The following is a 24,166-nucleotide window of genomic DNA, read 5'->3' as shown; positions in this document are numbered from 1 at the left end:
TCCCACAGGGACTGGCTCGTTCTGCAATGATGGACGCGTCGCGCGCGGCCAGCTGGTTCGCATGTTGGCTCGTAAGCTACCTTGCAAACAGCTTCGCTATCCGCCTTGCGGCAACGTCTTGGCCAGAGAAGAGCGGGAAATACGATCAACGAATCCTGACATGGACACGGTCGTTACGGTGTCATGCCGCATCGGTGCATTGGTGCATCAGTGCATCCTCGAAGGCCGCGCGATAGACGGCGACGAGGTCGGGCAATCGCATTGCGGCGTTGGCTGGGCTGGTGGACGGCAACGGGGTCATCGGCAGCGTGATGCCGGCCGCGGCCAGTTGCGGCTCGATGAGTCTGCGGTAGAGCTGCGCAGCCTTTGCGCCGGTTGTGAAGACATGGACGATCGGCGCACCGCGCAGTATCGGCGTCAGGTCGTTCGGCACGGCGTTATGGATGCTGGCGTCCGAGGCGCCGACGATATCACAGGAGGCGATCACATCCCACAACGCCACATGGTGCCGCAAGGCGAACGCGCGACGGGACTCCGGCGTATCGCCCGCCGTATCGCGGCCGATGCCTGACTGTTGGATATCCAACCATCGGATGTCCGCGACAGCCATGTTCGGGGATATACCGGCTTGCGTGTCGATTGGCGTATCGGTTGACATATCGCCAGGTGGGTTGATTGGAGGGTCGATTGACGTGTCGGTTGACGAATAGCCCGGCGGGTTGATCGGCAGGGTAATCGACGTCCCATTCACCGGACTTGCTGATGGTCCATCGACCAGGCCACCTGACGCCGGTGGATTCATAGACGGTTGTGTCGATAAGTCGGCGAGACGCGGATAATCCGATGCCGCATGTCGAATCGTGTCGGAGTCCGGGATACCAGCGAATATCGCCTCCATCACCGGCCAGAACCGGTTGCGTGGATGCATGTAGTAGAATGACTCCTCGCGCGATTTCGGACTCGGCATGGAACCCAGAACCAGCAGCCGCGATTCAGCGTCCCACACCGGACCGAATCCATGTTCCACATGGTGTTCCACGCGGCTATCCATGATGCTCACTCGCAATCCTCACGATTCCCGTGATCCTCGCAATCGGAACAGCTGAAGCGGTCGGAGCGGCTGAAGCAGTTGGCGCAGCCGGAGCGATTGGATGGCCATACGCCATGCTGGACTGCTCCGCCGCCTTGCCGAAGATGCCGGACGGCATTTCAGAGCCGCACGAACACGGTCGGGGAGCCGGAAGCCAAATCGGTGACACGTACCGGTTTACCATCTGGCCCGAGCTGGAAGACCGTCAGATTGTTCGAGACCTCGTTCGCCACGAGCAACACGTTCCCGACCCGCATGATATGCCGCGGCCGGCTTCCGCCGCAGTCGATGCCGCGTCCGCGCCAGCCTGGCTCGTGCTCAGGTGCGAGACGGGACAGGCGCTCGCCATCCCACGCCAAGGCCACGATGCGCTCCGAGCCGCGCAATCCCACGTAGGCGACGCCGGCTACCGACGACTCATCAACCGGGATCGTCGCTGGAGATTCGCTTATCGGTGAACCCGACGTGATGCTATACCCGATGCTGGTACCGTGTGCATCGGCATCGCGGGTGCCGTCATCGTTCCGATTGCCGGGATTTCGGTATGCTTCCCCTGCTGAAGAACCATTGTTGTCCGTTGTCTGACGGATGCCCATGCGGAGGATGGCCCACGGCACAAAAGCGAGCGACGCCGCTTGATCGAGGGCGTCTCCGCCGAGACTGACGGTCTGCAGCACGCGGATGCCATCGGAATCAATCGATTGCGCCGGGTCGTCGTTCTGACCATCCGCCTTGTTCGAGATGCCGGGCACCGGGCCGAGCAACGTCACCGTATCCGCCCATTCACCGACCACAGCCACGCGCCAATCGGCTCCAGACGTTGTCGCGTCCTTATCCGTGACAGGCAGCAGATGCAGGTCACGCGGGCCGGTGCCAGCCGCAAGCTGCACCATGCCGACACGCACGAGCTCACCGGACCGCCAGTGATGTACATAGATGCGGTCGGCGCCCAGATCGGTGGACAGCACACGGCCGTCCGGCAACGGCAGAATCCAGTGCGCGTGTGGTCCCTCCTGCGCCGGCAGCGGACCGTGTCCCTCGCCAGCAAGTACCTGTGTGGCTTCGAGCAACGTGCCGTCGGCCGCGATAGGATGCACGCATACATGGCCGTCGGCATAGTTCGCCACGATGAGATGCTTGCCTCCGATATCGTCCGTCACCACCACCGCATGGGTGGGGCTGACGCCTGAGGCCGGCACACGGGAGAGCTCTGTCAGTGTCGGCACGGCTGCGGTGTTGTTGATTGCGGTGGTGTTGACTGCGATGTTGTTGGTCGCGACTTCACTGGTCTCGACATCCCCGGTCCTGGAATCCCCGGTCGCGATGTTGCTGACTGTGGTGTTACTGAGTGCGGTGTTGTTGGTCGCAACTTCACTGGTCTCGGAGGGCCCGGTCTCGGAATCTTCGATTGCGGTATTGGCCGTCTCAGCGGAGTTTCGATTGATGCGGAATGCCGCGACCTCGTTCGTATCCTCCAGCACCGCATACAGCAGGTCGCCATCACGCGCAATCCAAGTGGGGGAGGGGACACTGGCCAGAACGCCATCCTTGTGCAGTGAGATGTTGACCGGAAAACCGTCGTTGTCGGCTGTCGCATCTGCCGTATGCAGCGTCACTGCCTCGATGCCGGGGCATGACGAGCCACGCCGTGCGCCGAAGCCACCGACGGCCAGTACCATATTCGAATCGTATGCATCCACGTCGTGAGTCATGGCATTCAATCTACTCTGTATCGACTCCGCGTGGCTTCCCTCGACGCATTTTGGCAAATGACGGGTGACCTTGCCTGGACGGTCTTAGCGGTCCGTCTCATAATTGTCTGAATGGTGTTGTCCCTCTAACGAGGGGTTTGCAGCGAAGCTGACGGGGGAGAGGCAGAAGCTGAAGCTCTCAATTATTAGTGAGACAGACCACTAGATATTCCGAGCGACCGCGGCCGATTGCGGGCGAAGAGCCGTCTGTCCCTGTGCCCCGGTAAGCCTCAGCGGCTGTTTTCTACCAGAACCAGCTCTCTTCCGGTAGAAAACAGCCGCTGAGCCGACCATCAGCGGGCGTTTCCTACCGGAAGACATGCCGTTCTGGTAGAAAACGGACGCTGAGATGGCGAATTGCGTCCGTTTCCTACCAGAAGCAAGCAACTACTGACAGAAACCGGACGCTGAGATGTCGATTTCCGTCCGATTGTGGTCAGGAGTGCGAAACTCCTGACCACAATCGGCTTGTTGCGGCTTGTTGCGGCCTGTTGCGGAGTACACAAAGGCCGTTGTCGGTCAGTGGGAAAACCCTTCTGATCGACAACGGCCTTTGTTTTATCTGGGATTTATCCGGGAATTACATCCGAGCCGCGCACAAGGCCTCCTGAACGCAATTCGTTCGGCGGGACGGACTTGCCTGTGGCTCATCCGGTGTGACCCCTGGCTTCTCAGCTCCGGCCCCTCAGCTCCGGCCCATCTGATGTAGTCCCTCGGCTCCGGACCCTCCGATGGCCCATCAGAGACTGAATGCCGGATACCGGAGCCGGACGGCACAGCCGGCGGTATAACCGTTGGCTGTGCCGTCCGCGTATCGCCCGTTCAAGCCGGCCGGCCGCGTTAATCGGCGAAGAACATGAGCCCGCACATGAGGCTCATGGCACAAGGCCGCCCGTCCGCGTCAGGCGGCGAAGTACTCCACGCCGGCCTCGAAGATCGGCTGGTACTTGTCGCCCGGCACGTTGGCGTACAGGCCGTTGCCCGAGCGCTCCGAGTGGCCCATCTTGCCGAACACGCGGCCGTCCGGGCTGGTGATGCCCTCGATGGCCAGCATCGAGCCGTTCGGGTTCACTGCGAGATCCATGCCCGGCACGCCGGCCTCGCTTACGTACTGCGTGGCGATCTGGCCGTTGGCCTTCAACGAAGCCAGCACTTCGTCGGAGGCCACAAAGCGGCCCTCGCCGTGCGAGATGGCCACGGTGTGCACGTCTCCGACCGAGGTCTTGGCCAGCCACGGCGACAGGTCGGAGGCCACACGCGTACGCACCAGACGGCTCTGGTGGCGGCCGATGGTGTTGAAGGTCAGTGTCGGGCACTCGGCGGTCATCGGCACGATGTCGCCGAACGGCACCAGACCCAGCTTGATGAGCGCCTGGAAGCCGTTGCAGATGCCGAGCATCAGACCGTCGCGGTTCTTGAGCAAATCGCGGACCGCCTCGGTCACGGCCGGCGCGCGGAAGAACGCCGTGATGAACTTGGCGGAGCCGTCCGGTTCGTCGCCGCCGGAGAAGCCGCCCGGAATCATCACGATCTGGCTCTTGGAGATCTCCTCCACCAGCGCGGCTGTGGATTCGGCCACGGCGGCCGGCGTGAGGTTGTTCACGATCAGCGTGGAGACCTCGGCGCCCGCGCGCTCGAAGGCGGCGGCGGAATCGTACTCGCAGTTGTTGCCCGGGAACACGGGGATGATCACGCGCGGCTTGGCCACCGAAGCGCCCGTGTACACGGTCTTCCGGATGCCGGCTTCGGCGGAATCGGACACATGGAAGTCGATGGTCTCCACGGTCTTGCCCTGCTCGTCGCCCTTCGAACGGTACGGGAACACGGATTCGATACCGCCTTCCCATGCGTTCTGCAGGTCAGCCAGATCGATGGTCTCGTCGGCGGCACGGAAGGCGTAGTCTTCCGTGGTCACGCCGATTTCGCCCACCTCGACCAAATTGGAGACCGCCGGAATCTTCTCGTTGTCCGCGAGCTCGACGATGAACGAGCCGTACGCCGGAGCGAACAGGTCGTCCACAGCGATACCGTCGTTGAGATCCACGCCGATGCCGTTGCCCACGGTCATCTTGAACAGGGCCTCGGCGGTGCCTCCGTAGCCCGGCGTGGATACGGCCAGCGCGGTGTGGTGCGACGGGTCGGTCAGCTCCTCGACCAGCGCGAACGCGTCGAGCAGCGCATCCTTGTCCGGCGTGAGGCCGTCGGCCAAATACCGCGGGGCGATGCGCACGATGCGGTGACCGGCGCCCTTGAACTCGGGGGAGGTGGCGCGCTTCATGTTGCCCACCGCCACGGCGAAGGAGATAAGCGTGGGCGGCACATCCAGATCCTCGAAGGAGCCGGACATGGAGTCCTTGCCGCCGATCGCGCCGGCGCCGAGGTCCACCTGGGCCATCAGCGCGCCGAGCACGGCCGCCGTGGGCTTGCCCCAGCGTTCCGGCTCATCGCGCAGCTTCTCGAAGTACTCCTGGAAGCTCAGGTAGGCCTTCTCGTGCTCGAAGCCGGCGGCCACCAGCTTGGCCAGCGATTCGACGACCGACAGGTACGCGCCGGTGAACTGGTTCTTCTCCATGATGTACGGGTTGAAGCCCCAGGCCATTGCGGAGGCGGTGGTGGTCTCGCCGAACACCGGGAACTTCGCCACCATGGCCTCGTTCGGGGTGAGCTGCTTCGTGCCGCCGAACGGCATGAGCACGGTGCCCGCGCCGATTGTGGAGTCGAAACGCTCCGATAGGCCCTTGTTGGAGGCTACGTTGAGGTTGGTGACGAGCGCGTGCATACGCTCGCCGAGGGTACCGGAACGCCATTCGGCCGGCACTTCGTACGCCTGCTGCGCCTCGACGTGCACGGTCTGGTGCTTGGATGCGCCGTTGGAGGCCAGGAACTCACGGGAGAGGTTCACGATCTCGTCGCCGTTCCAGGTCATGACCATGCGCGGGTTCTCGGTCACGGTGGCGATCACTGTGGCTTCGAGATTCTCCTCGCGCGCGTAACCCAGGAACTCATCCACGTCCTCGGCGGCCACGTCCACGGCCATGCGCTCCTGCGATTCGGAGATGGCCAGTTCGGTGCCGTCCAGACCCTCGTACTTCTTGGGCACGGTGTTGAGGTCGACGTACAGGCCGTCCGCCAGCTCGCCGACCGCCACGGACACGCCACCCGCGCCGAAGTCGTTGCAGCGCTTGATCAGGCGGCAGGCGTCGCCGCGGCGGAACAGACGCTGCAGCTTGCGCTCGACCGGCGCGTTGCCCTTCTGCACTTCGGCGCCGTCCAGCTCCAGCGACTCCACGTTGTGTGCCTTGGAGGCGCCCGTCGCGCCGCCGATGCCGTCACGGCCGGTGCGGCCGCCCAGCAGGATGATCTTGTCGCCGGGGGCCGGGGTCTCGCGGCGCACATGGTCGGCCGGGGTGGCGGCCACGACCGCGCCCACCTCCATGCGCTTGGCCACGTAGCCGGGATGGTAGATCTCGTCCACCTGACCGGTGGCCAGACCGATCTGGTTGCCGTACGAGCTGTAGCCGGCGGCCGCGGTGGTCACCAGTTTGCGCTGGGGCAGCTTGCCCTCGAGCGTCTGGGAGACCGGCACGGTCGGGTCTGCGGCGCCGGTGACGCGCATGGCCTGATACACGTAGGAACGGCCTGACAGGGGGTCGCGGATGCAGCCGCCGATGCAGGTGGCCGCGCCACCGAACGGTTCGATCTCGGTGGGGTGGTTGTGGGTCTCGTTCTTGAACAGGAACAGCCAGTCCTCGTCCTTGCCATTCACGTCCACCTTGACCTTGACGGTGCAGGCGTTGATCTCCTCGCTCTCGTCAAGACCGGTCAGGATGCCGTTCTTCTTGAGCCACTTGGCGCCGATCGTGCCCATGTCCATCAGACACACGGGCTTGGCGTCGCGACCCAGCTCGTGACGCATCGCGAGGTAGCGGTCGAACGCGGCCTTGACCACGGCGTCGTCGATGTCCACCTCGTCCAGCTCGGTGCCGAACGTGGTGTGGCGGCAGTGGTCGGACCAGTAGGTGTCGATCACCTTGATTTCGGTGATCGTAGGCTCACGGCCCTCCTCGGCGAAGTACTTCTGGCAGAACTCCAGATCTGCCAGATCCATGGCCAGCCCGCGCTCGTCGATGAACCGTTGGCCCGCGGCCGCGTCCATCTCGTTGAAGCCGGCGATGACCTCCACCTTGCCGGGCGTGGGCACCTGGGTCTTCAGAGTCTCGCGCACGTCGAGCGACGCCTCGCGGGCCTCAACCGGGTTGATCACGTAATGCTTGATGGTCTCGACGTCCGCCTCGCTCAAATCGCCCTCGAGCGCGTACACCTTGGCGGAACGCACGGCCGGACGCTCGCCCTGGGAGATGAGCTGGATGCATTCGCTGGCGGAGTCGGCGCGCTGGTCGAACTGTCCGGGCAGGAACTCGGTGGCGAACACCTTGGCATCGCCGAAGTCGGGCAGGTCGGCGGACACGTCGTCCACCTGCGGCTCGCTGAACACGGTGGGCGTGGCCGCGCGGAACAGCTCCTCGCTGATGCCTTCGACGTCATACCGGTTCACGATGCGCACGGCCTTGAGACCCGTCAGGCCGAGGATCGTGCGCAGCTCGCCGGCGAGCTGCTGCGCCTCGACGTCGAAGCCGGGCTTCTTCTCCACGTATACGCGGAAAACCATGGGATTCCTTTCGCAATAAAGTCAGAAAAGTCAGATATGACAAGGATTTGGCTCCCTCCATGGGGAGCTGTCGGGTTGGCTGATGACGACGGGCCGACTCGCAATTTGGCTCCCCTCCGTGAGGGAGGAACTGCCATCGTAGACGACTGAGAGGAGCCATCGGCGAGATGTCCTCGCCCTCACCTCAGTCAGCGTTGCTGACAGCTCCCCTCCGTGAGGGAAGCCAATGTGGTATGTCGTGATGCGCGCGGCGTCACTATGCGCGCGGCGTCACTCGGCGACTTCGATGCCTTCGGACTTGGCCAGCTCGGCCAGACGCTCCTCAATCTCCTCGTAGGCCGGGATGATCGAGCCGAGGCCGCGGCGGAACAGGTCCTTGTCCAAATGCTCCACCTTGCCGGAATGGTCGCGCTGATCCCACAGGCGGCAGGAATCCGGGGTGATTTCGTCGGCCAGCAGCAGCGTGCCGTCGGAGGCGCGGCCCATCTCGATCTTGAAGTCCACGAGCTTGACGTCGATCTTGGCGAAGATCTCGATGAGGGCCTCGTTGATCTTGCGGGCGAGCGGTGCGATCTCGGCCAGATCCTCGCGGGTGCAGACGCCCAGGGCCACCAGGTCATCGTCGTTGACGAACGGATCATGCAGATCGTCGTTCTTCAGGAAGTACTCGAGCACCGGCTCCTTGAGCGGCAGACCCTCCTCCACGCCGAGGCGCGAGCAGAAGTGGCCGGCGGCGGTGTTGCGCAGCACGATCTCGAGGGGGAACATGGTCACCTTGCGTACCAGCTGGCCGGTGGCGTTCACGCGCTTGATGAGGTGGCTGTCGATGCCGCGCTTCTTGAGCAGGTCGAAGATGATGGTGGTGATGAGGTTGTTCAGACGGCCCTTGCCGGTGAAGTCCTCCTTCTTCTCGCCATCGCCGGCGGTTGCGGTGTTCTTGTATTCGACCCACAGAACCTCGGGATCGTCGGTTGCGTACAGTTGCTTGGCCTTGCCCTCGTAGAGCTTTTCCAGTTTCTCCATGACTGCCTTCCAAATCGTGCTGAAGAGCGGATTTCTGGGTGAACTAACGGTAAAAAGGGTACCAATCGCCGGGGATATCCGACACCCAGGGCCGCAATCGTCCATAATGGGCAATGACGGTAATGACGTTGTTCAAAGGAGGTTCGTCATGATCGATCACATTGGACTGTTCGTCGCGGATGCGAACAAGCGCGCGGAGTTCTACGGCAAGCTGCTGGCCCCGCTCGGCTACGTGAAGAAGGCCGAATTCCCGGGTGCCGTGTGCTTCGCCAACGACGAGGATGGCGACAGCGTCTGGCTGGAGTCCCCGAAGGGCGACAACCCGGTCGTGCCGACGCATGTGGCCTTCCGAGCCAAGGACGAGGACACCATCAAGGCGTTCCACGCGGCGGGGCTTGAGGCGGGTGGAACGGACAACGGCCAGCCCGGTCCTCGTCCGAACTACGGCCCGACCTACTACGCCGCCTTCATCCATGACCCGGACGGCAACAACATCGAGGCCGCGCTGAGCTGACGGCTGAGCTGAGTCTTGCTCAGCCGACGATTGCGCTGACGATTGCTCACTGCCAGTCCGCAGGGCAGTTGACTTCGACATCCTGTTGGATGGCGGAGGGGTCTCCCAGCGCAGCCTTGTCAAGTTGCTCCTGCAACGCCTGACGCATGACGTCGTCGACTTTGTTGCCCTGCATGTAGGGCATGTCCTTGGCGGTTTGCAGCTGTTGCAGAGCCTTCTTCGCCTCATCGAGATTCGTGCCGTAGGTATCGAGCCAGTCTCGTTTCCATGCGCACTCCCAGACGAAGGAGGCTCTCGTATCCCCAAACCCTTTCTCATACTGGTCTGCGGTCAGATTGTCCATGGTTTCCGGCGGGGTGTATCCTGCCGGAAACTCCAGTTTGCCCAACGATTCCCGATATTCCTGTTCGATGCCCGCCTTGTCGGTGAATTGTGCCGAAGCGTCACCGTTCTGGGCTGACTGGGATTGTTCGTTGGGGGTGTCGGTCGAGTTCGCCGATGAGCAGCCGGCAAGTCCAAAACTCAGGCATGTTGCCGCGATAAGGGCCGGAATGGTAAGGCGACGGTTGCTGGGCATGATGAGGATCCCACTCTTCGGAGGCACCGGTGATGCTAACAGGATGACCGATGGCCGTCTAATCGATGTCGCGCTTTTCGCTACTGAGTTTTCAGGGACCGCTGTTCGGCAGGTAGATTGCAGGCGGGTAGCTGCACGCAGGGAAGGCGCATGAAAACGATTGCGAGACAGACCACTATCATGCTGCACGCGAATCGCATCCGTACTTGCAGGACGGACTGGCCCTCGAAGCGGGTCTGAAGGGCGATCGATTCGGCGGTTTATTCCCACGGGGCTTATTCCACGGTGACGGTCAACGCGTCGGCGACGTGCGCGGCCTTGGCACGGGCGTCGGCCTCGCTATCGCCGATGGCCAGTGCGACGGCCATGCGGCGGTGGCCATGCACCTCGGGCTTGGCGAAGATGCGCAGGTCGGTGCCCGGCTCAGCCAGCGCCTCGGCAACGTTCGTGAAGGTCGCCTCGCCGTCGCCCTCGACCACGATGGCGTGGCTGGCGGCCACCTGACCGTCGCGCAACGTCAGCGCGACATGTTCGGACGTGACCGGCAGGCCCAGGATCGCGCGGGCATGCAGCGCGAACTCGCTGAGCCTTTGCGAGGCCATCGTCACCATGCCGGTGTCGTGTGGGCGGGGGGAAACCTCGTTGAACAGCACGCGGCCGTCGGTCAGCACGAACAGCTCCACGCCGAACACGCCCCAGCCGGTCTCGCCGCTTGCCTTCGCCTTGGCGACCAGTCCCTCGACGGCCGCGCGGGCGATGTCGTGGGCGCGGCGCAGCACGCCGTCGCCGGTCGTCGAATCAGCGGTGGCGCCGGTAGGTGTCAGGTGCGCGGCACGGGTGCTGGTACCGGCAGCGGCATCAGCGGTAGCAGCGGCGTTGGCGGCACTGGCGGAGCCCACCACGGCCGCCGGCTGCCACGATTCGCGGTAATCGCCGGACTCCTGACGCTGCCCGATCGGCGCGCAGGTCACGATGCCGGCCGACGACGAGACCGTCAGCACGGTCAGCTCGTAATCCAGCGGAGCCAGCGCCTCCACGATTACGCGCGAGACGTCACCCTCGCCGGCGGCGCGACGGCCTTCCTGCGCTTCGATCCAGGCGGCCTCTATCGCGTCGGCCGAACGCACCACGGACTGACCGTGACCGGACGAGCTCATCACCGGCTTGACCACGCACGGGTAACCGACTGCGGAAGCGCCTGCGCGCAGCTCCTCCAACGACCCGGCGAAACGGTACGGCGTGGTCGGCAGCCCCAGTTCCTCGTGGGCGAGCACACGCAGGCGTTCGCGGTCCATGCAGATCGCCGCGATTTCGGCGCTCGGCACCACCTGCGCGCCGGTCTTGGCGGCTCCCGCCAGCACATCCGTGGCGATGGCCTCCACCTCGGGCACGATGATGTCCGGCTTCACCTCGTCGAAGAGGGCCTGCAGCGACTCCGCGTTCGCCATGTCCAGCACGCGGTGCTCATGCGCCACCTGCTGCGCCGGCGCGCCCGCATAGGAATCGGCGGCGCACACCCAAGCGCCCAGACGCATGAGCTCGATGGTCACCTCCTTGCCCAGCTCGCCGGCGCCGAGGAACAGCACGCGCGTGGGGTGCTTGCCCAGCGGCGTGCCCAGCGGCCGGTCATATACGGCTGCGGTGGTGTGCCCGACTGCGGTCGTGGCTGCGGGGGAGTCGCTTTCGGGGGAGTGAGGACGGGAGATTACGGAATCGTTCACGGCATGCTCAGTCATATCCCACATTCTGCCATGCCGCGATGATTTCCAGTGATGGCGTTGCAAGTGCGGTTGCGTGATTACAGCACTGATTGCAACATCCCACCGTCTAGGGAACTTCCGCGGGCCACAATGGTGGCGTACTTCCTGCCCATGCTACCCACGGTGTAGGGAATTGCCCATCGTGTAGGGAACTTCCCACCATGTAGGGATGTAAAACGGCTTGTTTCCGCCATTCTGCAAAAACGGCTCCCTACATGGTGGGAAAATCCCTACATGGTGGGAAGTTCCCTACACCGTGGGTGCGGGATCGAGTGTGAGCGCTGCACGGCCGGGGTGCGTCTGCAATGGGCAGTGGCATGGTGAGCATGCTGCAGAGCGGCCCCGGCAAGCGAGGTAATTCGTTGTAACCCGCTATAAGCATCGCGTATAGACACGCCATTGCATCGGAAACCTGTCTCCCGTACGGTATGAATCACCGGCCGATATGTTCATCGCGGTCGGGCCAACGTTATAGGGGGAAGTGCTCGGCTGGCCCATAGGTTCATAGCCCATCGGCGGCCAGCCTCAGCGGTTCAGACGGTCCAGCGGCCATTGTGGCCCGGCGCCCAGTGGTCCGCGGGGTTCAGCCGGGCGGCATGACCAGTCACACGGTAAGCAAAGGGGGATGCGGCATGTCGACGCAGGACGCTGCACTGGTTTCCGAACTGATTTCCAGAAGAGCGGCGGGACTGCCCGGCAACCCCTTCGCCGAAGCGGATGCGCGCGCCGCCGCGGCCGTCGCCGCAGGCAAGGACGTCATCGATCTGAGCAAGGGCAATCCGGACGGCCAGCCTCCAGAATTCGTGCAGGACGCGCTTGCCCATGCCGCCCACGATCCCGCGCTTTTCCGTTATCCGGCATTCGACGGTCTGCCGCAGTACCTCGAGGCGATATCCGGATGGTATTCCCGCCAGCATCAGGTGACCGTGGACCCCGCCACCCAGTTGCTCGCCACATCCGGTTCGTCGGTGGGCATTACCACGGTGATTCAGGCGCTCATCGACCCCGGCGACACCGTGGTGGCGGTCGATCCCTACTATCCGCAATACGAAGGGTCCACGGCCGCGGCCGGAGGCCGGTTCGAAACGATTCCCGCCGACGCCTCCCGAGGGTTCCTGCCGAATCTGGACGCCGTGCCCCCGCAACTGTGGGATCGCGCCAAACTGCTCATTCTCAACTATCCGAACAATCCCACCGGCGCGGCGGCCACGCCCGAACTGTACGCAACCGCCGTGCGTCTCGCGAAGCGGCACGGATTCGTCATCCTCAACGACTTCGCCTACGCCGGCTTGGAATTCGGCGACACACGCTCGCTGAGCGTACTGGAGACGCCTGGTGCGTCGGATGTGGCGCTGGAACTGGGGTCGCTGTCCAAGATGTTCATGGTGGCCGGCTGGCGCGGTGGGTTCGTGGCCGGTAACGCCGAGGTGCTACAGGCGGTCAAGGCAGTGCATAGGCAGACCGCGGTGCTGGCCTCCAGCGTCATCCAGCAGGCGGGCGCAATTGCGCTGGGCTCGGATCAGTCCACCGTGAAGGACTTGGCCGTGCAGTACCAGCACCGGTTCGAGGTCGTGCGCGACGGACTTGCCGGCACCGGATTCGAGGTCCATGAGTCGAAGGGCGGACTGTTCGCATGGGCCCGGGTGCCGGAACGGTTCGGTTCCGGCACCGGTTCCTCGACTCGATTCACCGACTGGTTGCTCAACAAGGCCGGCGTGGCGCTGATGCCGGGCTCCTGCTTCGGCGAGGCCGGTGAAGGCTGGGCGCGCATCTCCCTGCTCAAGCACACCGCCGATCTGTATCAGGCCGTGGCGCGTATCCGACGCGTACTCGGGTAGTTGCCGCAAACGTGGCGAATGTGGCGTGGCATGCGGTGAGCGGCATGCGGTCTCGTAGAATGCAGCATGCCGGTGACTGATGTCCGGTTTTGTTGGAACGGCGTAATTAGGCATTTTCGTGGCCGCCACACGATTGTGCCAGGTCATGCGACTCGACATGCGGTAGCGTATGGGGCCGTCGGGCGTCGCCTCTGCCGTGTGACCTAATATGAGGCAATGCATGAAAACGGGAATGACGAGAGCGTCGCTGAGGGTGCCGCGGGCATCGACCGACCGCTGACCATCGCCTTGGTGGTCGATACGGTGGGCAATCAGGGCAATGGCACATCCAACTCGGCATTGCAGTGGGCGGCCGAGTTGGAGCGTCAGGGCCACCATGTGCGGCTGGTCGGCGTCGGAGCCCCTGAATATCCGGCCCGAGTGAACAAGGTGCCGTTGGTCTCCTGGGTGGCCGCCAAGCAGCTGATGCAGTTCGCCAAGCCCAGCGACACGCTGTTCCGCACCGCATTCCGCGGCGTGGACGTCGTGCATATCTACATGCCGTTCAAATTCGGCCGTCACGCCGCCAAAGTGGCCCGTCAGATGGGCATCCCCGTCACGGCCGGCTTCCATCTGCAGCCCGAGAACGTGCTGTACTCGGCCGGACCCTTGCGCCACATCCCCGGTGTATCGAATTTCCTGTACTGGCTGTTCAAGCATTGGCTGTACAAGCGCATCGACCACATCCATGTGCCCACCGAAATGACCGCGAGCCTGCTGCGCTCGCATGGATACAAGGCCAAGCTGCATGTGATTTCGAACGGCTATTCGCCGGTGTACGCGCCGGGGAAGCCGGTCGATCCGTCCGCCCCCACGCCCGTGCCGTTCCGGATCATCGCTTCGGGGCGATTGGCCCGTGAGAAGGACCAGATCACGCTGATCAAGGCCATCTCCATGTCGAAGCACGCCGGGGACATCCAGCTCATCATCGCCGGAACCGGTCCGCTGCGTCACTACCTCACGTTCCGTGCCGGGCGTCTGTTGGCTCGCAAGGCCGAAATCGGATTCCATAAGCACGCGGACATGCCCGATCTGCTGCGCTCGGGCGATCTGTTCGTCCACTGCTCGATCGCGGACATCGAATCGGTGAGTGTGATCGAGGCGATGGCCTGCGGCTTGGTGCCGATCATCGCCGCGTCCGAACTATCCGCAGCAAGCCAGTTCGCATTGCTGGACGAATCGCTGTTCCCGGTGCGTGACGCCGCATTGCTCGCGCGCCGCATCGATTGGTGGATCGCGCATCAGGCCGAACGCGCCGAGTGGGGCGCGCGCTACGCCGAGCACACCAAGGAGCACTACTCCGTCGAGGCATCCGTCCACAAGTTCGTGGATATGGAACGCGAGGCCATCGGCGAGTAGCGCACGGCGGCGTTACTCGCCGATGGCGCTGTGACGCCGCCGTGCCATCGCAGCGCCGTCACAGCAGTGCGATGAGTTGGTCGACCTCGTCGGCGGTGGTGGCCCAGCTGGTGCAGATGCGCATCACCGTATGCGTGTCGTCGGCCTTCTCCATGAAGCCGAGCCTGATGTGCTGTTCGAGGCGTTCGATCGTGGGACGATCCAGCGTCACGAAGATCTGATTGGTGGGCGCGTCGAACGTAAGCGTGTATCCCTTGGCCTTCAGCGCCTCACGGATGCGGTCGGCCGCCTCGTTGGCGTTGCGGGCGATGGCGAAATACAGCCCGTCCGTGAATAGGGCGTCGAACTGCGCGCCCAGCACGAATCCCTTGGCCAGTAGCGCGCCGTGCTGCTTGATGCGCGTGACGAAGTGCTTCGGCGTGTTGTTCTTGGTGAAGACGACGGCCTCGCCGAACAGCGCGCCCACCTTGGTGCCGCCGATGTAGAACACATCGGCGATGCGCGCCAGATCCTCAAGTGTCATGTCACCGCCGGTGGCGGTCAGCGCGTATCCTAGGCGTGCGCCGTCCACGAACAGCGGCATGTCATAGCGATGGGCCACTTCGGCGATGGCCTCGAGCTCGGCCTTCGAGTAGATGGTGCCGTATTCGGTGCTTTGCGAGACGTACACGGAGCCGGGGAACACCATGTGTTCATGATTGGCGTCCGCGTAGAAGGTGCGGCAGAATTCGTCCAGTTCGGCGGCGTCCATCTTGCCATTGTGATGGGGGAGCGCGAGCACCTTGTGACCGGCGAATTCGATGGCGCCGGCCTCGTGCACGTTGGGATGGCCGGACGAGACCGTCACCACGCCCGCATACGCCGGGGTGATCGTGTCGATGACCACCTGATTGGCCTGGGTGCCGCCCACCAAAAACCAGACGTCCGCATCCGGCGCGCCGCAGGCCTCGCGGATTTTGGCTTTGGCCTGCCCGGTGAGTTCGTCGGTGCCGTATCCGGAATACAGGTGCTCGTTGGCGCGGGTTACGGCGTCGAGCACCGCCGGATGCGCGGCGCGGGAGTAATCGTTCTCGAAAGACAGCATGATGGACCTCTCTTGGACCTTGATGATTTCGCTGGTCGGCTAGCCCTGAGTCTACATCACGCGAGCAATACGGGCGGTTGTCCGTTCTTTGCCAGCCCAGCCGCGTTGCCGGACGTTGTCAGCCCAGCTGCGTTGCCGGACGTTGTCAGCCGATAACGAAAAAGACCCTTCCGAAACCGGAAGGGTCTTTGATGGGGTGGCCAACGAGGCTCGAACCCGCGACCTTCTGAACCACAATCAGATGCTCTACCAACTGAGCTATGGCCACCATGTTTGCTTTCCAGAGGACTGGAAGACAACAGATGGATACTATACACAACTTTCGGCGGTCGTGCGCGTCGGCGTGTCGCGTGTGTGCCCACCGGTGTCGCGCCCCTGCGTCGGTGGCCGGACCTCATCATGACCACCGACAACACCAACATCCCCGGTCGTGCCCCTGCGTCGGTGGTCGGGTCGCACGGAAAACGGAAAACCGTCACGAAAGATTGTGGCGGTCGCATCCCCGCAGCGGAGGCCGGGTTTTGGAGAAACGCACAACAATGCGCATCCGATTTCGCGCAAACGTCCAAAAACGACGTTGCCGACTGCGTGAGCGTTCACAATGTGAGCAATAGTTTCGTGTCAAGTCGTATGGGCTTAGTTTCAGGCGTTGTCACATCCATTACAGAGAGAGAAACACAATGGAAAAGGTTAAAAGGTTAAGGCTTTCGCGGACTGGCTGACCAAATGGTTCACGGTCATCGTCATCGTCTGGGCCGTCTTCAACTATTTCGTGCCGCAGGCGAGCCTGTGGGGCAAGGCATACACCGGATACATGCTGGGCATCGTGCTGTTCGGCATGGGCCTGACGCTTACGCTCGATGACTTCAAGCGCATCCTCACCCAGCCGCTCATGGTCATCGTCGGCACCGTGGCGCACTTCGTCATCATGCCGCTCATCGCCGTGTTGCTGTGCTGGATCTTCCGCCTCGACGGCCCGCTGGCCGTGGGTGTGATCCTCGTGGGCTGCTGCCCGTCCGGCACCTCCTCCAACGTGATGAGCTACCTGTCCCGCGGCGATGTGGCGCTTGACGTCTCCATCGGCATTCTCTCCACCCTGTGTGCGCCGTTCATGATCCCGCTGCTGATGCAGTGGCTGGCCTCCCAGTATGTGGCCGTGCCGGTGCAGTCCCTGTTCCTCAACGCCGTCAAGGTGGTGCTCTTCCCGATTGCCCTTGGTGTGGTGTGCCATATGATCTTCGGTAAGAAGATAGAGAAGGTCACCGTGGCGCTGCCGATCGTCTCCCAGGTCGCCATCCTCCTGATCATCGGCGTCGTGGTCGCGGCCAACGGCCCGAAGCTGTTCGTGGCCTCCTCCCTCATGGCCATCCCGGTGGTCATCCTGCACAACCTGTCCGGTTACGCACTGGGCTTCGGCTTCTCCAAGCTCATGTACAAGGTGTATCCGAAGGGCTTCCGTTACGCGCAGCAGAAGGCCATTACCTTCGAGGTGGGTATGCAGGATTCGGCTCTGGGCGCCACACTCGCCCTGACCTCCTTCGCCTCCAACCCGATCGCGGCCGTGCCGTCCACGTTCTTCTCCGTGTGGCACAACATCTCCGGCTCCATCCTGTCCAGCTGGTGGCGCAACCACGATGACAAGCACGAGATCCACTGGGATTCCGACAACGGCGAGAAGGGTTCCGCCAAGGGTTCCAACGCCATACACGCCTTTGACGCCGACAAGGCCAAGGCTGCGGAAAAGTGATATAATTCACAATAACTAAAGATTTGGCGGTGCCCCCGAGTGACAAGACTCCTCGAGGGCACTTGCCGTTCGGGGCCGCGGAACCGCGGGGTTGAGTAAGTGTCGGATTTCGATGCATGACTGTCGGTTTTCGACGGTTGGCTGTCGTATTCCGACAGTGTCGAGGTTCAACAGTCTTGCGTCGAAATCCGACAACAAATGCCCCGATGTCCCGCGTCAAAAACGCTGACGGATTCACCGCTCCTCGGTCCTGTTCCTTGGTCCCGCTCCTTGGTCCCGCTCCTCGGTTCTGTTCCTTGGTTCTGTTCCTTGGTCCTGTTCCTCGATTCCGCCTCTTGGTCCCGCTCCTCGGGCTATCTCCTCTGGCAGGGAGCCAAATGATAATCAACGACGGAACGCGGGGCAGTCGGTCGGCCGCAGCCCTGCAGCTACACATCGGCGCGTCGTTGTCCGGCCGAATCGTAATATAGATATTTGTGTGTGCCAACGGCATGCCTTATGTGACAGGCATGTGGGTTGGGATATCCTCCGTGTCGATGAACGCACGCAGCAATGCGCCGCGGGAGACGGGGAGGCCATCGGGCCGGTGGACTGGGCTTACTTTTCCGATTCGTCGGATGCGCGTGCAAAAGCGTGTCCGCAGAGGTTTCAGGAAGAGTGCGGGCGCAGTGCGGCGGTCGCACGAAAGCAAGATAACCACTGAATCGGAGTTCAAGTTGCCTACTATTGAACAGCTCGTCCGCAAGGGACGTTCGCCGAAGCCGAAGAAGTCCAAGACTTTGGCACTGAAGGGAAGCCCGCTGCGCCGCGGCGTGTGCACCCGTGTTTACACCACCACCCCGAAGAAGCCGAACTCGGCTCTGCGTAAGGTCGCCCGTGTCCGTCTGTCCTCCGGCGTGGAAGTCACCGCCTACATTCCGGGCGAGGGCCACAACCTGCAGGAGCACTCCATCGTGCTCGTGCGCGGCGGCCGTGTGAAGGATCTGCCGGGTGTGCGTTACCACATCGTGCGTGGTGCGCTCGATACCCAGGGTGTCAAGGACCGTAAGCAGGGTCGTTCCCTGTATGGAGCAAAGAAGGCGAAGTAAGAGATATGTCACGTAAGGGACCTTCCAAGAAGCACGTCGTGCTGCCCGATCCGATCTACGGTTCCACCGTGGTGGCGCAGCTCATCAACAAGATCCTGCTTGACGGCAAGAAGTCGATCGCCGAGGACATCGTGTACTCCGCGCTCGACATCGTCAAAGAGAAGTCCGACCAGGAGCCGGTGGCCGTTCTGAAGCGCGCCCTGGACAACATCCGTCCGTCCCTCGAGGTCCGCTCCCGTCGTGTCGGTGGCGCCACCTACCAGGTGCCGGTCGAGGTCAAGCCGAACCGCGCCAACACCCTGTCGCTGCGCTGGCTGACCGACTTCTCCCGCGCCCGTCGTGAGAAGACCATGGCCGAGCGTCTGGCCAACGAGATTCTGGATGCCTCCAACGGTCTCGGCGCTTCTGTCAAGCGTCGCGAGGATACTCATAAGATGGCAGAGGCTAACAAGGCCTTCGCCCACTACCGCTGGTAATCCAGAGAGAAATAAGGAAATACGATGGCTGAAGAGATTTCGGACCTTCACAACGTCCGTAACATCGGCATCATGGCCCACATCGATGCCGGTAAGACCACCACTACTGAGCGTATTCTGTACTACACCGGCAAGAGCTACAAGATCGGTGAGGTTCACGATGGCGCCGCCACCATGGACTTCATGGCTCAGGAGCAGGAGCGCGGCATCACGATTCAGTCCGCCGCCACCACCTGCTTCTGGAACCGTCAGACCCATGACACCGACGAGAAGTTCCAGATCAACATCATCGACACCCCCGGCCACGTGGACTTCACGGCCGAGGTGGAGCGCTCCCTGCGCGTGCTCGATGGCGCCGTCGCCGTGTTCGATGGCAAGGAAGGTGTGGAGCCGCAGTCCGAGACCGTGTGGCGTCAGGCCGACAAGTACGGTGTGCCGCGTATCTGCTTCGTGAACAAGATGGATAAGCTCGGCGCGAACTTCTACTACTCCGTCGACACCATCAGGGAGAAGCTGGGCGCCACCCCGATCGTCATGCAGCTGCCGATGGGCTCCGAGAGCAGCTTCACCGGCGTCATCGATCTGGTCGAGATGAAGGCCTATGACTGGAACACCGGCGATGAGCTGGGTGCCCACTACAACATGGACCCGATTCCGGACGAGTACAAGGACAAGGCCGAGGAGTACCACGAGAAGCTCGTGGAAGCCGCCGCCGAAGCCAACGATGAGCTCATGAACAAGTTCTTCGAGGAGGGCACCCTCACCAAGGAAGAGATCCGCGCCGGCGTGCGTCAGCTGACCATCGCCAAGCAGGCCTTCCCGGTCTTCTGCGGTTCCGCCTTCAAGGACAAGGGCGTGCAGCCGATGCTGGACGCGGTCATCGATTACCTGCCGTCCCCTGAGGACGTGCCGGCCATCAAGGGCTACAAGCCGGGCGATGAGTCCGTCGAGATCGACCGTCATCCGTCCAAGACCGATCCGTTCGCGGCTCTGGTCTTCAAGATTTCCACGCACCCGTTCTACGGCAAGCTCGTGTTCGTGCGCGTCTACTCCGGCTCCGTCAAGCCGGGCGACTCCGTGCTCGACTCCACCCGCGAGAAGAAGGAACGTATCGGCAAGATCTTCCAGATGCACGCCGATAAGGAGAACCCGATGGATGTGGCCGATGCCGGCAACATCTACACCTTCGTGGGCCTCAAGAACGTGACCACCGGTGACACCCTGTGCGCCATCGACGATCCGATCACCCTCGACTCCATGACCTTCCCGGATCCGGTTATCCAGGTGGCCGTCGAGCCGAAGACCAAGGCCGATCAGGAGAAGATGGGCATCGCCCTCGCCAAGCTGGCCGAAGAGGACCCGACCTTCCAGGTCACCACGGACGAAGAGTCCGGCCAGACCTTGATCGCCGGCATGGGCGAGCTCCAGCTCGACATCATCGTCGACCGTATGCGTCGCGAGTTCAAGGTGGAGTGCAACCAGGGCAAGCCGCAGGTCGCGTACCGCGAGACCATCCGCAAGGCCGTGATGAACGAGCAGTACACGCACAAGAAGCAGACCGGTGGTTCCGGCCAGTTCGCTAAGGTCCTCATGAACTTCGAGCCGCTCGACACCGAGGAAGGCAAGACCTTCGAGTTCGAGAACGCCGTCACCGGCGGCCACATCTCCCAGGAGTTCATCCCGTCCATCGAGGCTGGCGTCAAGGAGGCCATGGAGTCCGGTATTCTGGCCGGCTTCCCGGTCGTGGGCGTCAAGGCCACCGTCACCGATGGTCAGATGCACCCGGTGGATTCCTCCGAAATGGCCTTCAAGATCGCCGGTTCCATGGCGTTCAAGGAGGCTGCTCCGAAGGCCAAGCCGGTCATCCTCGAGCCGATCATGAAGGTCGAGGTCCGTACTCCGGAGGAGTACATGGGCGAAGTCATCGGCGATCTCAACCAGCGTCGTGGCAACATCCAGTCCATGACCGACGCCATCGGCGTCAAGGTCATCGACGCCAAGGTGCCGCTGTCCGAGATGTTCGGCTACATCGGCGACCTGCGTTCCAAGACCCAGGGTCGCGCCATGTTCACCATGGAGATGGACTCCTACGCCGAGGTGCCGAAGAGCGTCTCCGACGAGATCATCAAGGCCCAGCGCGGCGAGTGACACGCGTTGCCCAATGAAGTGGCCAGTGTCTCCAGTCAGCGGTAAAATCGTGTACCGCTGACTGGGTTCTGGCTCTTCAATGTGGCACATAACCCAGAAACCCAGTAGAATAAGCGAGTCCCATGCGTAATGCATGGATAAACTCACGAGACGTCCAGGAGGACAAAGAGTAATGGCAAAGGAAAAGTACGAGCGTACTAAGCCGCACGTTAACATCGGTACCATCGGCCACGTCGATCACGGTAAGACTACCCTGACTGCCGCCATCTCCAAGGTGCTGCACGAGGAGTTCCCGGATGTCAACCCGGAGTACGACTTCAACCAGATCGATTCCGCTCCGGAAGAGGCCGCCCGCGGTATTACCATCAACATCTCCCACATCGAGTACCAGACCGCGAAGCGTCACTACGCTCACGTGGACTGCCCGGGCCACGCCGACTTCGTGAAGAACATGATCACCGGTGCTGCCCAGATGGATGGCGCCATCCTGGTTGTGGCCGCCACCGACGGCCCGATGGCCCAGACCCGCGAGCACGTGCTGCTCGCCCGTCAGGTGGGTGTGCCGAAGATCCTGGTCGCCCTGAACAAGTGCGACATGGTCGAGGACGAGGAGCTCATCGAGCTCGTTGAGGAAGAGGTCCGTGACCTCCTCGACGAGAACGGCTTCGATCGTGACTGCCCGATCATCCGCGTGTCCGCCTACGGCGCCCTGCACGACGACGCTCCGGACCACGAGAAGTGGGTTGAGCAGATCAAGAAGCTCATGGACGCTGTCGACGAGTACATCCCGACCCCGGTCCACGACCTCGACAAGCCGTTCCTGATGCCGATTGAGGACGTCTTCACCATCTCCGGTCGTGGTACCGTGGTGACCGGCCGTGTGGAGCGTGGCCAGCTGGCCGTCAACTCCCCGGTCGAGATCGTCGGTGTTCGTCCGACCCAGTCCACCACCGTGACCTCCATCGAGACCTTCCACAAGACGATGGACGCCTGCGAGGCTGGCGACAACACCGGTCTGCTGCTCCGTGGTATCAACCGTACGGACGTCGAGCGTGGTCAGGTTCTGGCCAAGCCGGGTTCCGTCACCCCGCACACCAAGTTCGAGGGTGAGGTCTACGTGCTGACCAAGGACGAGGGTGGCCGTCACTCGCCGTTCTTCTCCAACTACCGTCCGCAGTTCTACTTCCGCACCACCGACGTCACCGGCGTCATCGAGCTGCCGGAAGGCGTCGAGATGGTTCAGCCGGGCGACCACGCTACCTTCACCGTTGAGCTGATTCAGCCCATCGCTATGGAGGAGGGCCTGACCTTCGCTGTGCGTGAGGGTGGCCACACCGTGGGCTCCGGTCGTGTGACCAAGATCCTCGCCTGATTTTCATCAGACGTGAATCTTCGCTTGAACTAGCGACTTAAGGGAATCCCCCTTCGAGATTGTTCTCGGAGGGGGATTCCCTTTTCCGTATGTGCGTTGTGTTGTTGCGCATGCGGTTGTCACGGTGGCAACCGTAAGCGGCAGTAGCAGGCCATGTCTGTGAATCCACGAAGTCGAGGAGCCGCAGGAACGTTGGCGTGCGTTCATTCGGACAGCATGGGGCCACTTGCATGGGAACCACTCGGACAGACGGGATCTTACGTTCCGGCGGCTGCCGTCAACGCGCAAATGGTATCTGCAATACGTTCATTGGGCTCTTCCGATTTTGGCGTGTAAGAGCCATGCGTTTTCATTTCTTAGCTGCATTCGATTTTTATTATCGGTTTATTGTCGGTACCCTCACCGCATTCCGCGCGATGATGCGCTAATGTGGTGCCCAGCTACGATTCGACCGAGGCCGCCTATATGTTCCTCGTTTCCGGCGACCGCATGGCGTCGAATTGGAAAGGAAGGTCGCCGATGACTGTCACCGCCGCACAGGTCGCCCATTGCGGGTCCGTCTCCGCCCTGTCTCTGGGGCTGCCGATCTCCACAGCGATTCCCGTCGCCAAAGGTACACTGCCGAAAGCCGCTGTCGTGGGACGCACGCCGATTTCCGCGAAGCTCAAGCAACGTCTGACCAACGATATCGAATCCATTACGTTGCTCTCGCTGATGAGGGCGGCCAACACGGGCCTCGAACTGGGCCGATTGATACCCGAAGTTTTGGTCATCGGCCTCAAGCTGACCGGCAAGGCGGGCTCCGTGCCCGTCGAGGTCATCGAGCTGATCGCCTCGCAGCGCAAGTCTGGAATCGTGTTCGCCTGCGTGCGGGAGGTGCCGTTTGAAGGCGGCACGCGTGAGGAGTGCGCGTTCGCGGTCCGTCGCGCTCAACCGGGGCGAGCCGGTCACATGCCGAACTATCAGGTATATACCGGCGAATGGTTGCCGGCGGGGGAGTGTCAGTTGGAGATCGCCGGCGGCACCATCGACGAATTGTGGATGTCGTTGTGCTCCCAGACCATCCTCGGCACGCCTGAGGTTGCCGATTTGGATGCGCGTATCACGCGCCATGCGCAAATCGCCAAGCTTGAGGCCGATATCGACAAACTCGCCCGCGACCATCAGCGTGCGAAGAACCCCGCGCAACGCAACGAACTGTACGCCAAGCTGCACAAAGCCAAGACCCAGCTCGCCCAGTTACGGGAGGGGTAGTGCCAGCCGGTACCGCCGCGCATAGCGCGCCGCTCAACTGCGAGAGAGTTGCGGCCACTGATGACCCGTCTGACGGTCGATTGTGCCGCTGCGGTATCCGTCTTTTTTCCTCCCCGCCCAGTTGGTTGTGTCAGGCATGGGGTATGACGTGCGGTGTGGCGCTTGTAGTAGCAGACAGCCTGCGGCGTTTCGCACGCAGTACACAGCCTGCGGGGCACCGTGCATGAGTGGGAAAGAACCGGTGACGATACGGCGAGGGGCCGTCGAGGATCTGACAATGCCGTAGCGATGATACGGCAGTCTGCATGTTTGCAGGGCATATCTTGCCATGTCAGATGATTATTTGTGCATGCCGGTCGGTTGTTGTTGAATGAACC

14 protein-coding genes, 1 tRNA gene and 3 pseudogenes are annotated in these 24,166 nt (G+C 62.5%); 9 read left to right on the top strand and 9 right to left on the bottom strand.

Going from position 1 to position 24,166, the window contains the following annotated elements; translation table 11 throughout:
* Positions 1–181 precede the first annotated feature (181 nt).
* From BMYO_RS04585 to purC, 5 genes and pseudogenes are all read right to left on the bottom strand, one after another.
* Positions 182–556 (bottom strand): annotated as a pseudogene (locus tag BMYO_RS04585) (uracil-DNA glycosylase family protein); the annotation flags it as partial.
* A gap of 324 nt (positions 557–880) precedes the next feature.
* Positions 881–1,051 (bottom strand): annotated as a pseudogene (locus BMYO_RS11480) (DNA-deoxyinosine glycosylase); the annotation flags it as partial.
* 158 nt (positions 1,052–1,209) lie between these two features.
* Positions 1,210–2,802: a lactonase family protein gene (locus BMYO_RS12080; protein WP_233428154.1), complete on the bottom strand. Its 1,593-nt coding sequence runs from the start codon at positions 2,800–2,802 to the stop codon at positions 1,210–1,212.
* Between the two features lie 940 nt (positions 2,803–3,742).
* Positions 3,743–7,510, bottom strand: a complete 3,768-nt coding sequence (locus BMYO_RS04575; protein ID WP_094667345.1) for a phosphoribosylformylglycinamidine synthase — start codon at positions 7,508–7,510, stop codon at positions 3,743–3,745.
* A gap of 270 nt (positions 7,511–7,780) precedes the next feature.
* Positions 7,781–8,533 carry a phosphoribosylaminoimidazolesuccinocarboxamide synthase gene (gene purC, locus BMYO_RS04570; RefSeq protein ID WP_094667344.1) on the bottom strand — a complete coding sequence of 251 codons (753 nt, stop codon included), beginning with the start codon at positions 8,531–8,533 and terminating at the stop codon, positions 7,781–7,783.
* Between the two features lie 148 nt (positions 8,534–8,681).
* Here purC and BMYO_RS04565 point away from each other — a divergent pair, with 148 nt between their 5' ends.
* Positions 8,682–9,047, top strand: a complete 366-nt coding sequence (locus BMYO_RS04565; protein WP_094667343.1) for a VOC family protein — start codon at positions 8,682–8,684, stop codon at positions 9,045–9,047.
* 46 nt (positions 9,048–9,093) lie between these two features.
* Here the strand turns inward: BMYO_RS04565 and BMYO_RS04560 are convergent, their stop codons facing one another.
* Together BMYO_RS04560 and purT are read right to left on the bottom strand one after the other, a co-directional pair.
* Entirely contained in the window at positions 9,094–9,624 is a 531-nt protein-coding gene (locus BMYO_RS04560; protein ID WP_094667342.1) for a hypothetical protein, read from the bottom strand.
* 275 nt (positions 9,625–9,899) lie between these two features.
* Positions 9,900–11,367 (bottom strand): annotated as a pseudogene (gene purT / locus BMYO_RS12075) (formate-dependent phosphoribosylglycinamide formyltransferase).
* Positions 11,368–12,016: 649 nt separating this feature from the next.
* Here purT and BMYO_RS04545 point away from each other — a divergent pair.
* Together BMYO_RS04545 and BMYO_RS04540 are read left to right on the top strand one after the other, a co-directional pair.
* On the top strand, positions 12,017–13,222 hold the full coding sequence (locus tag BMYO_RS04545) for a pyridoxal phosphate-dependent aminotransferase (RefSeq protein WP_094667341.1): 1,206 nt from the start codon (positions 12,017–12,019) through the stop codon (positions 13,220–13,222).
* A 216-nt stretch (positions 13,223–13,438) separates the two neighbouring features.
* On the top strand, positions 13,439–14,620 hold the full coding sequence (locus BMYO_RS04540; RefSeq protein WP_094667340.1) for a glycosyltransferase: 1,182 nt from the start codon (positions 13,439–13,441) through the stop codon (positions 14,618–14,620).
* Positions 14,621–14,678: 58 nt separating this feature from the next.
* On the opposite strand, the gene BMYO_RS04535 is transcribed toward BMYO_RS04540, so the two are convergent.
* Positions 14,679–15,704 carry a threonine aldolase family protein gene (locus BMYO_RS04535; protein WP_094667339.1) on the bottom strand — a complete coding sequence of 342 codons (1,026 nt, stop codon included), beginning with the start codon at positions 15,702–15,704 and terminating at the stop codon, positions 14,679–14,681.
* 192 nt (positions 15,705–15,896) lie between these two features.
* Positions 15,897–15,972 (bottom strand) — tRNA-His (locus tag BMYO_RS04530).
* A 450-nt stretch (positions 15,973–16,422) separates the two neighbouring features.
* Here BMYO_RS04530 and BMYO_RS04525 point away from each other — a divergent pair.
* The 6 genes from BMYO_RS04525 (at position 16,423) to BMYO_RS04500 (ending at position 23,789) form a co-directional block, all read left to right on the top strand.
* Positions 16,423–17,451 carry a bile acid:sodium symporter family protein gene (locus BMYO_RS04525; RefSeq protein ID WP_094667338.1) on the top strand — a complete coding sequence of 343 codons (1,029 nt, stop codon included), beginning with the start codon at positions 16,423–16,425 and terminating at the stop codon, positions 17,449–17,451.
* 716 nt (positions 17,452–18,167) lie between these two features.
* Positions 18,168–18,539 (top strand): 30S ribosomal protein S12, encoded by a 372-nt coding sequence (gene rpsL, locus BMYO_RS04520; protein WP_094667405.1) that lies wholly within the window; start codon positions 18,168–18,170, stop codon positions 18,537–18,539.
* Between the two features lie 5 nt (positions 18,540–18,544).
* Positions 18,545–19,015: a 30S ribosomal protein S7 gene (rpsG, locus tag BMYO_RS04515; RefSeq protein ID WP_094667337.1), complete on the top strand. Its 471-nt coding sequence runs from the start codon at positions 18,545–18,547 to the stop codon at positions 19,013–19,015.
* Positions 19,016–19,039: 24 nt separating this feature from the next.
* Positions 19,040–21,163 carry an elongation factor G gene (fusA, locus tag BMYO_RS04510; protein WP_094667336.1) on the top strand — a complete coding sequence of 708 codons (2,124 nt, stop codon included), beginning with the start codon at positions 19,040–19,042 and terminating at the stop codon, positions 21,161–21,163.
* Between the two features lie 172 nt (positions 21,164–21,335).
* Positions 21,336–22,535, top strand: a complete 1,200-nt coding sequence (tuf, locus tag BMYO_RS04505; RefSeq protein ID WP_094667335.1) for an elongation factor Tu — start codon at positions 21,336–21,338, stop codon at positions 22,533–22,535.
* A gap of 519 nt (positions 22,536–23,054) precedes the next feature.
* On the top strand, positions 23,055–23,789 hold the full coding sequence (locus tag BMYO_RS04500) for a DUF4391 domain-containing protein (protein ID WP_094667334.1): 735 nt from the start codon (positions 23,055–23,057) through the stop codon (positions 23,787–23,789).
* The last annotated feature ends 377 nt before the right edge of the window (positions 23,790–24,166 follow it).

It is taken from the genome of Bifidobacterium myosotis (genome assembly GCF_002259745.1).
In the GTDB taxonomy this organism is placed as follows: Bacteria; Actinomycetota; Actinomycetes; order Actinomycetales; family Bifidobacteriaceae; genus Bifidobacterium; species Bifidobacterium myosotis.
The sequence above is the reverse complement of the archived record's forward strand: the minus strand, read 5'-3'. Positions and strand labels throughout refer to the sequence as shown.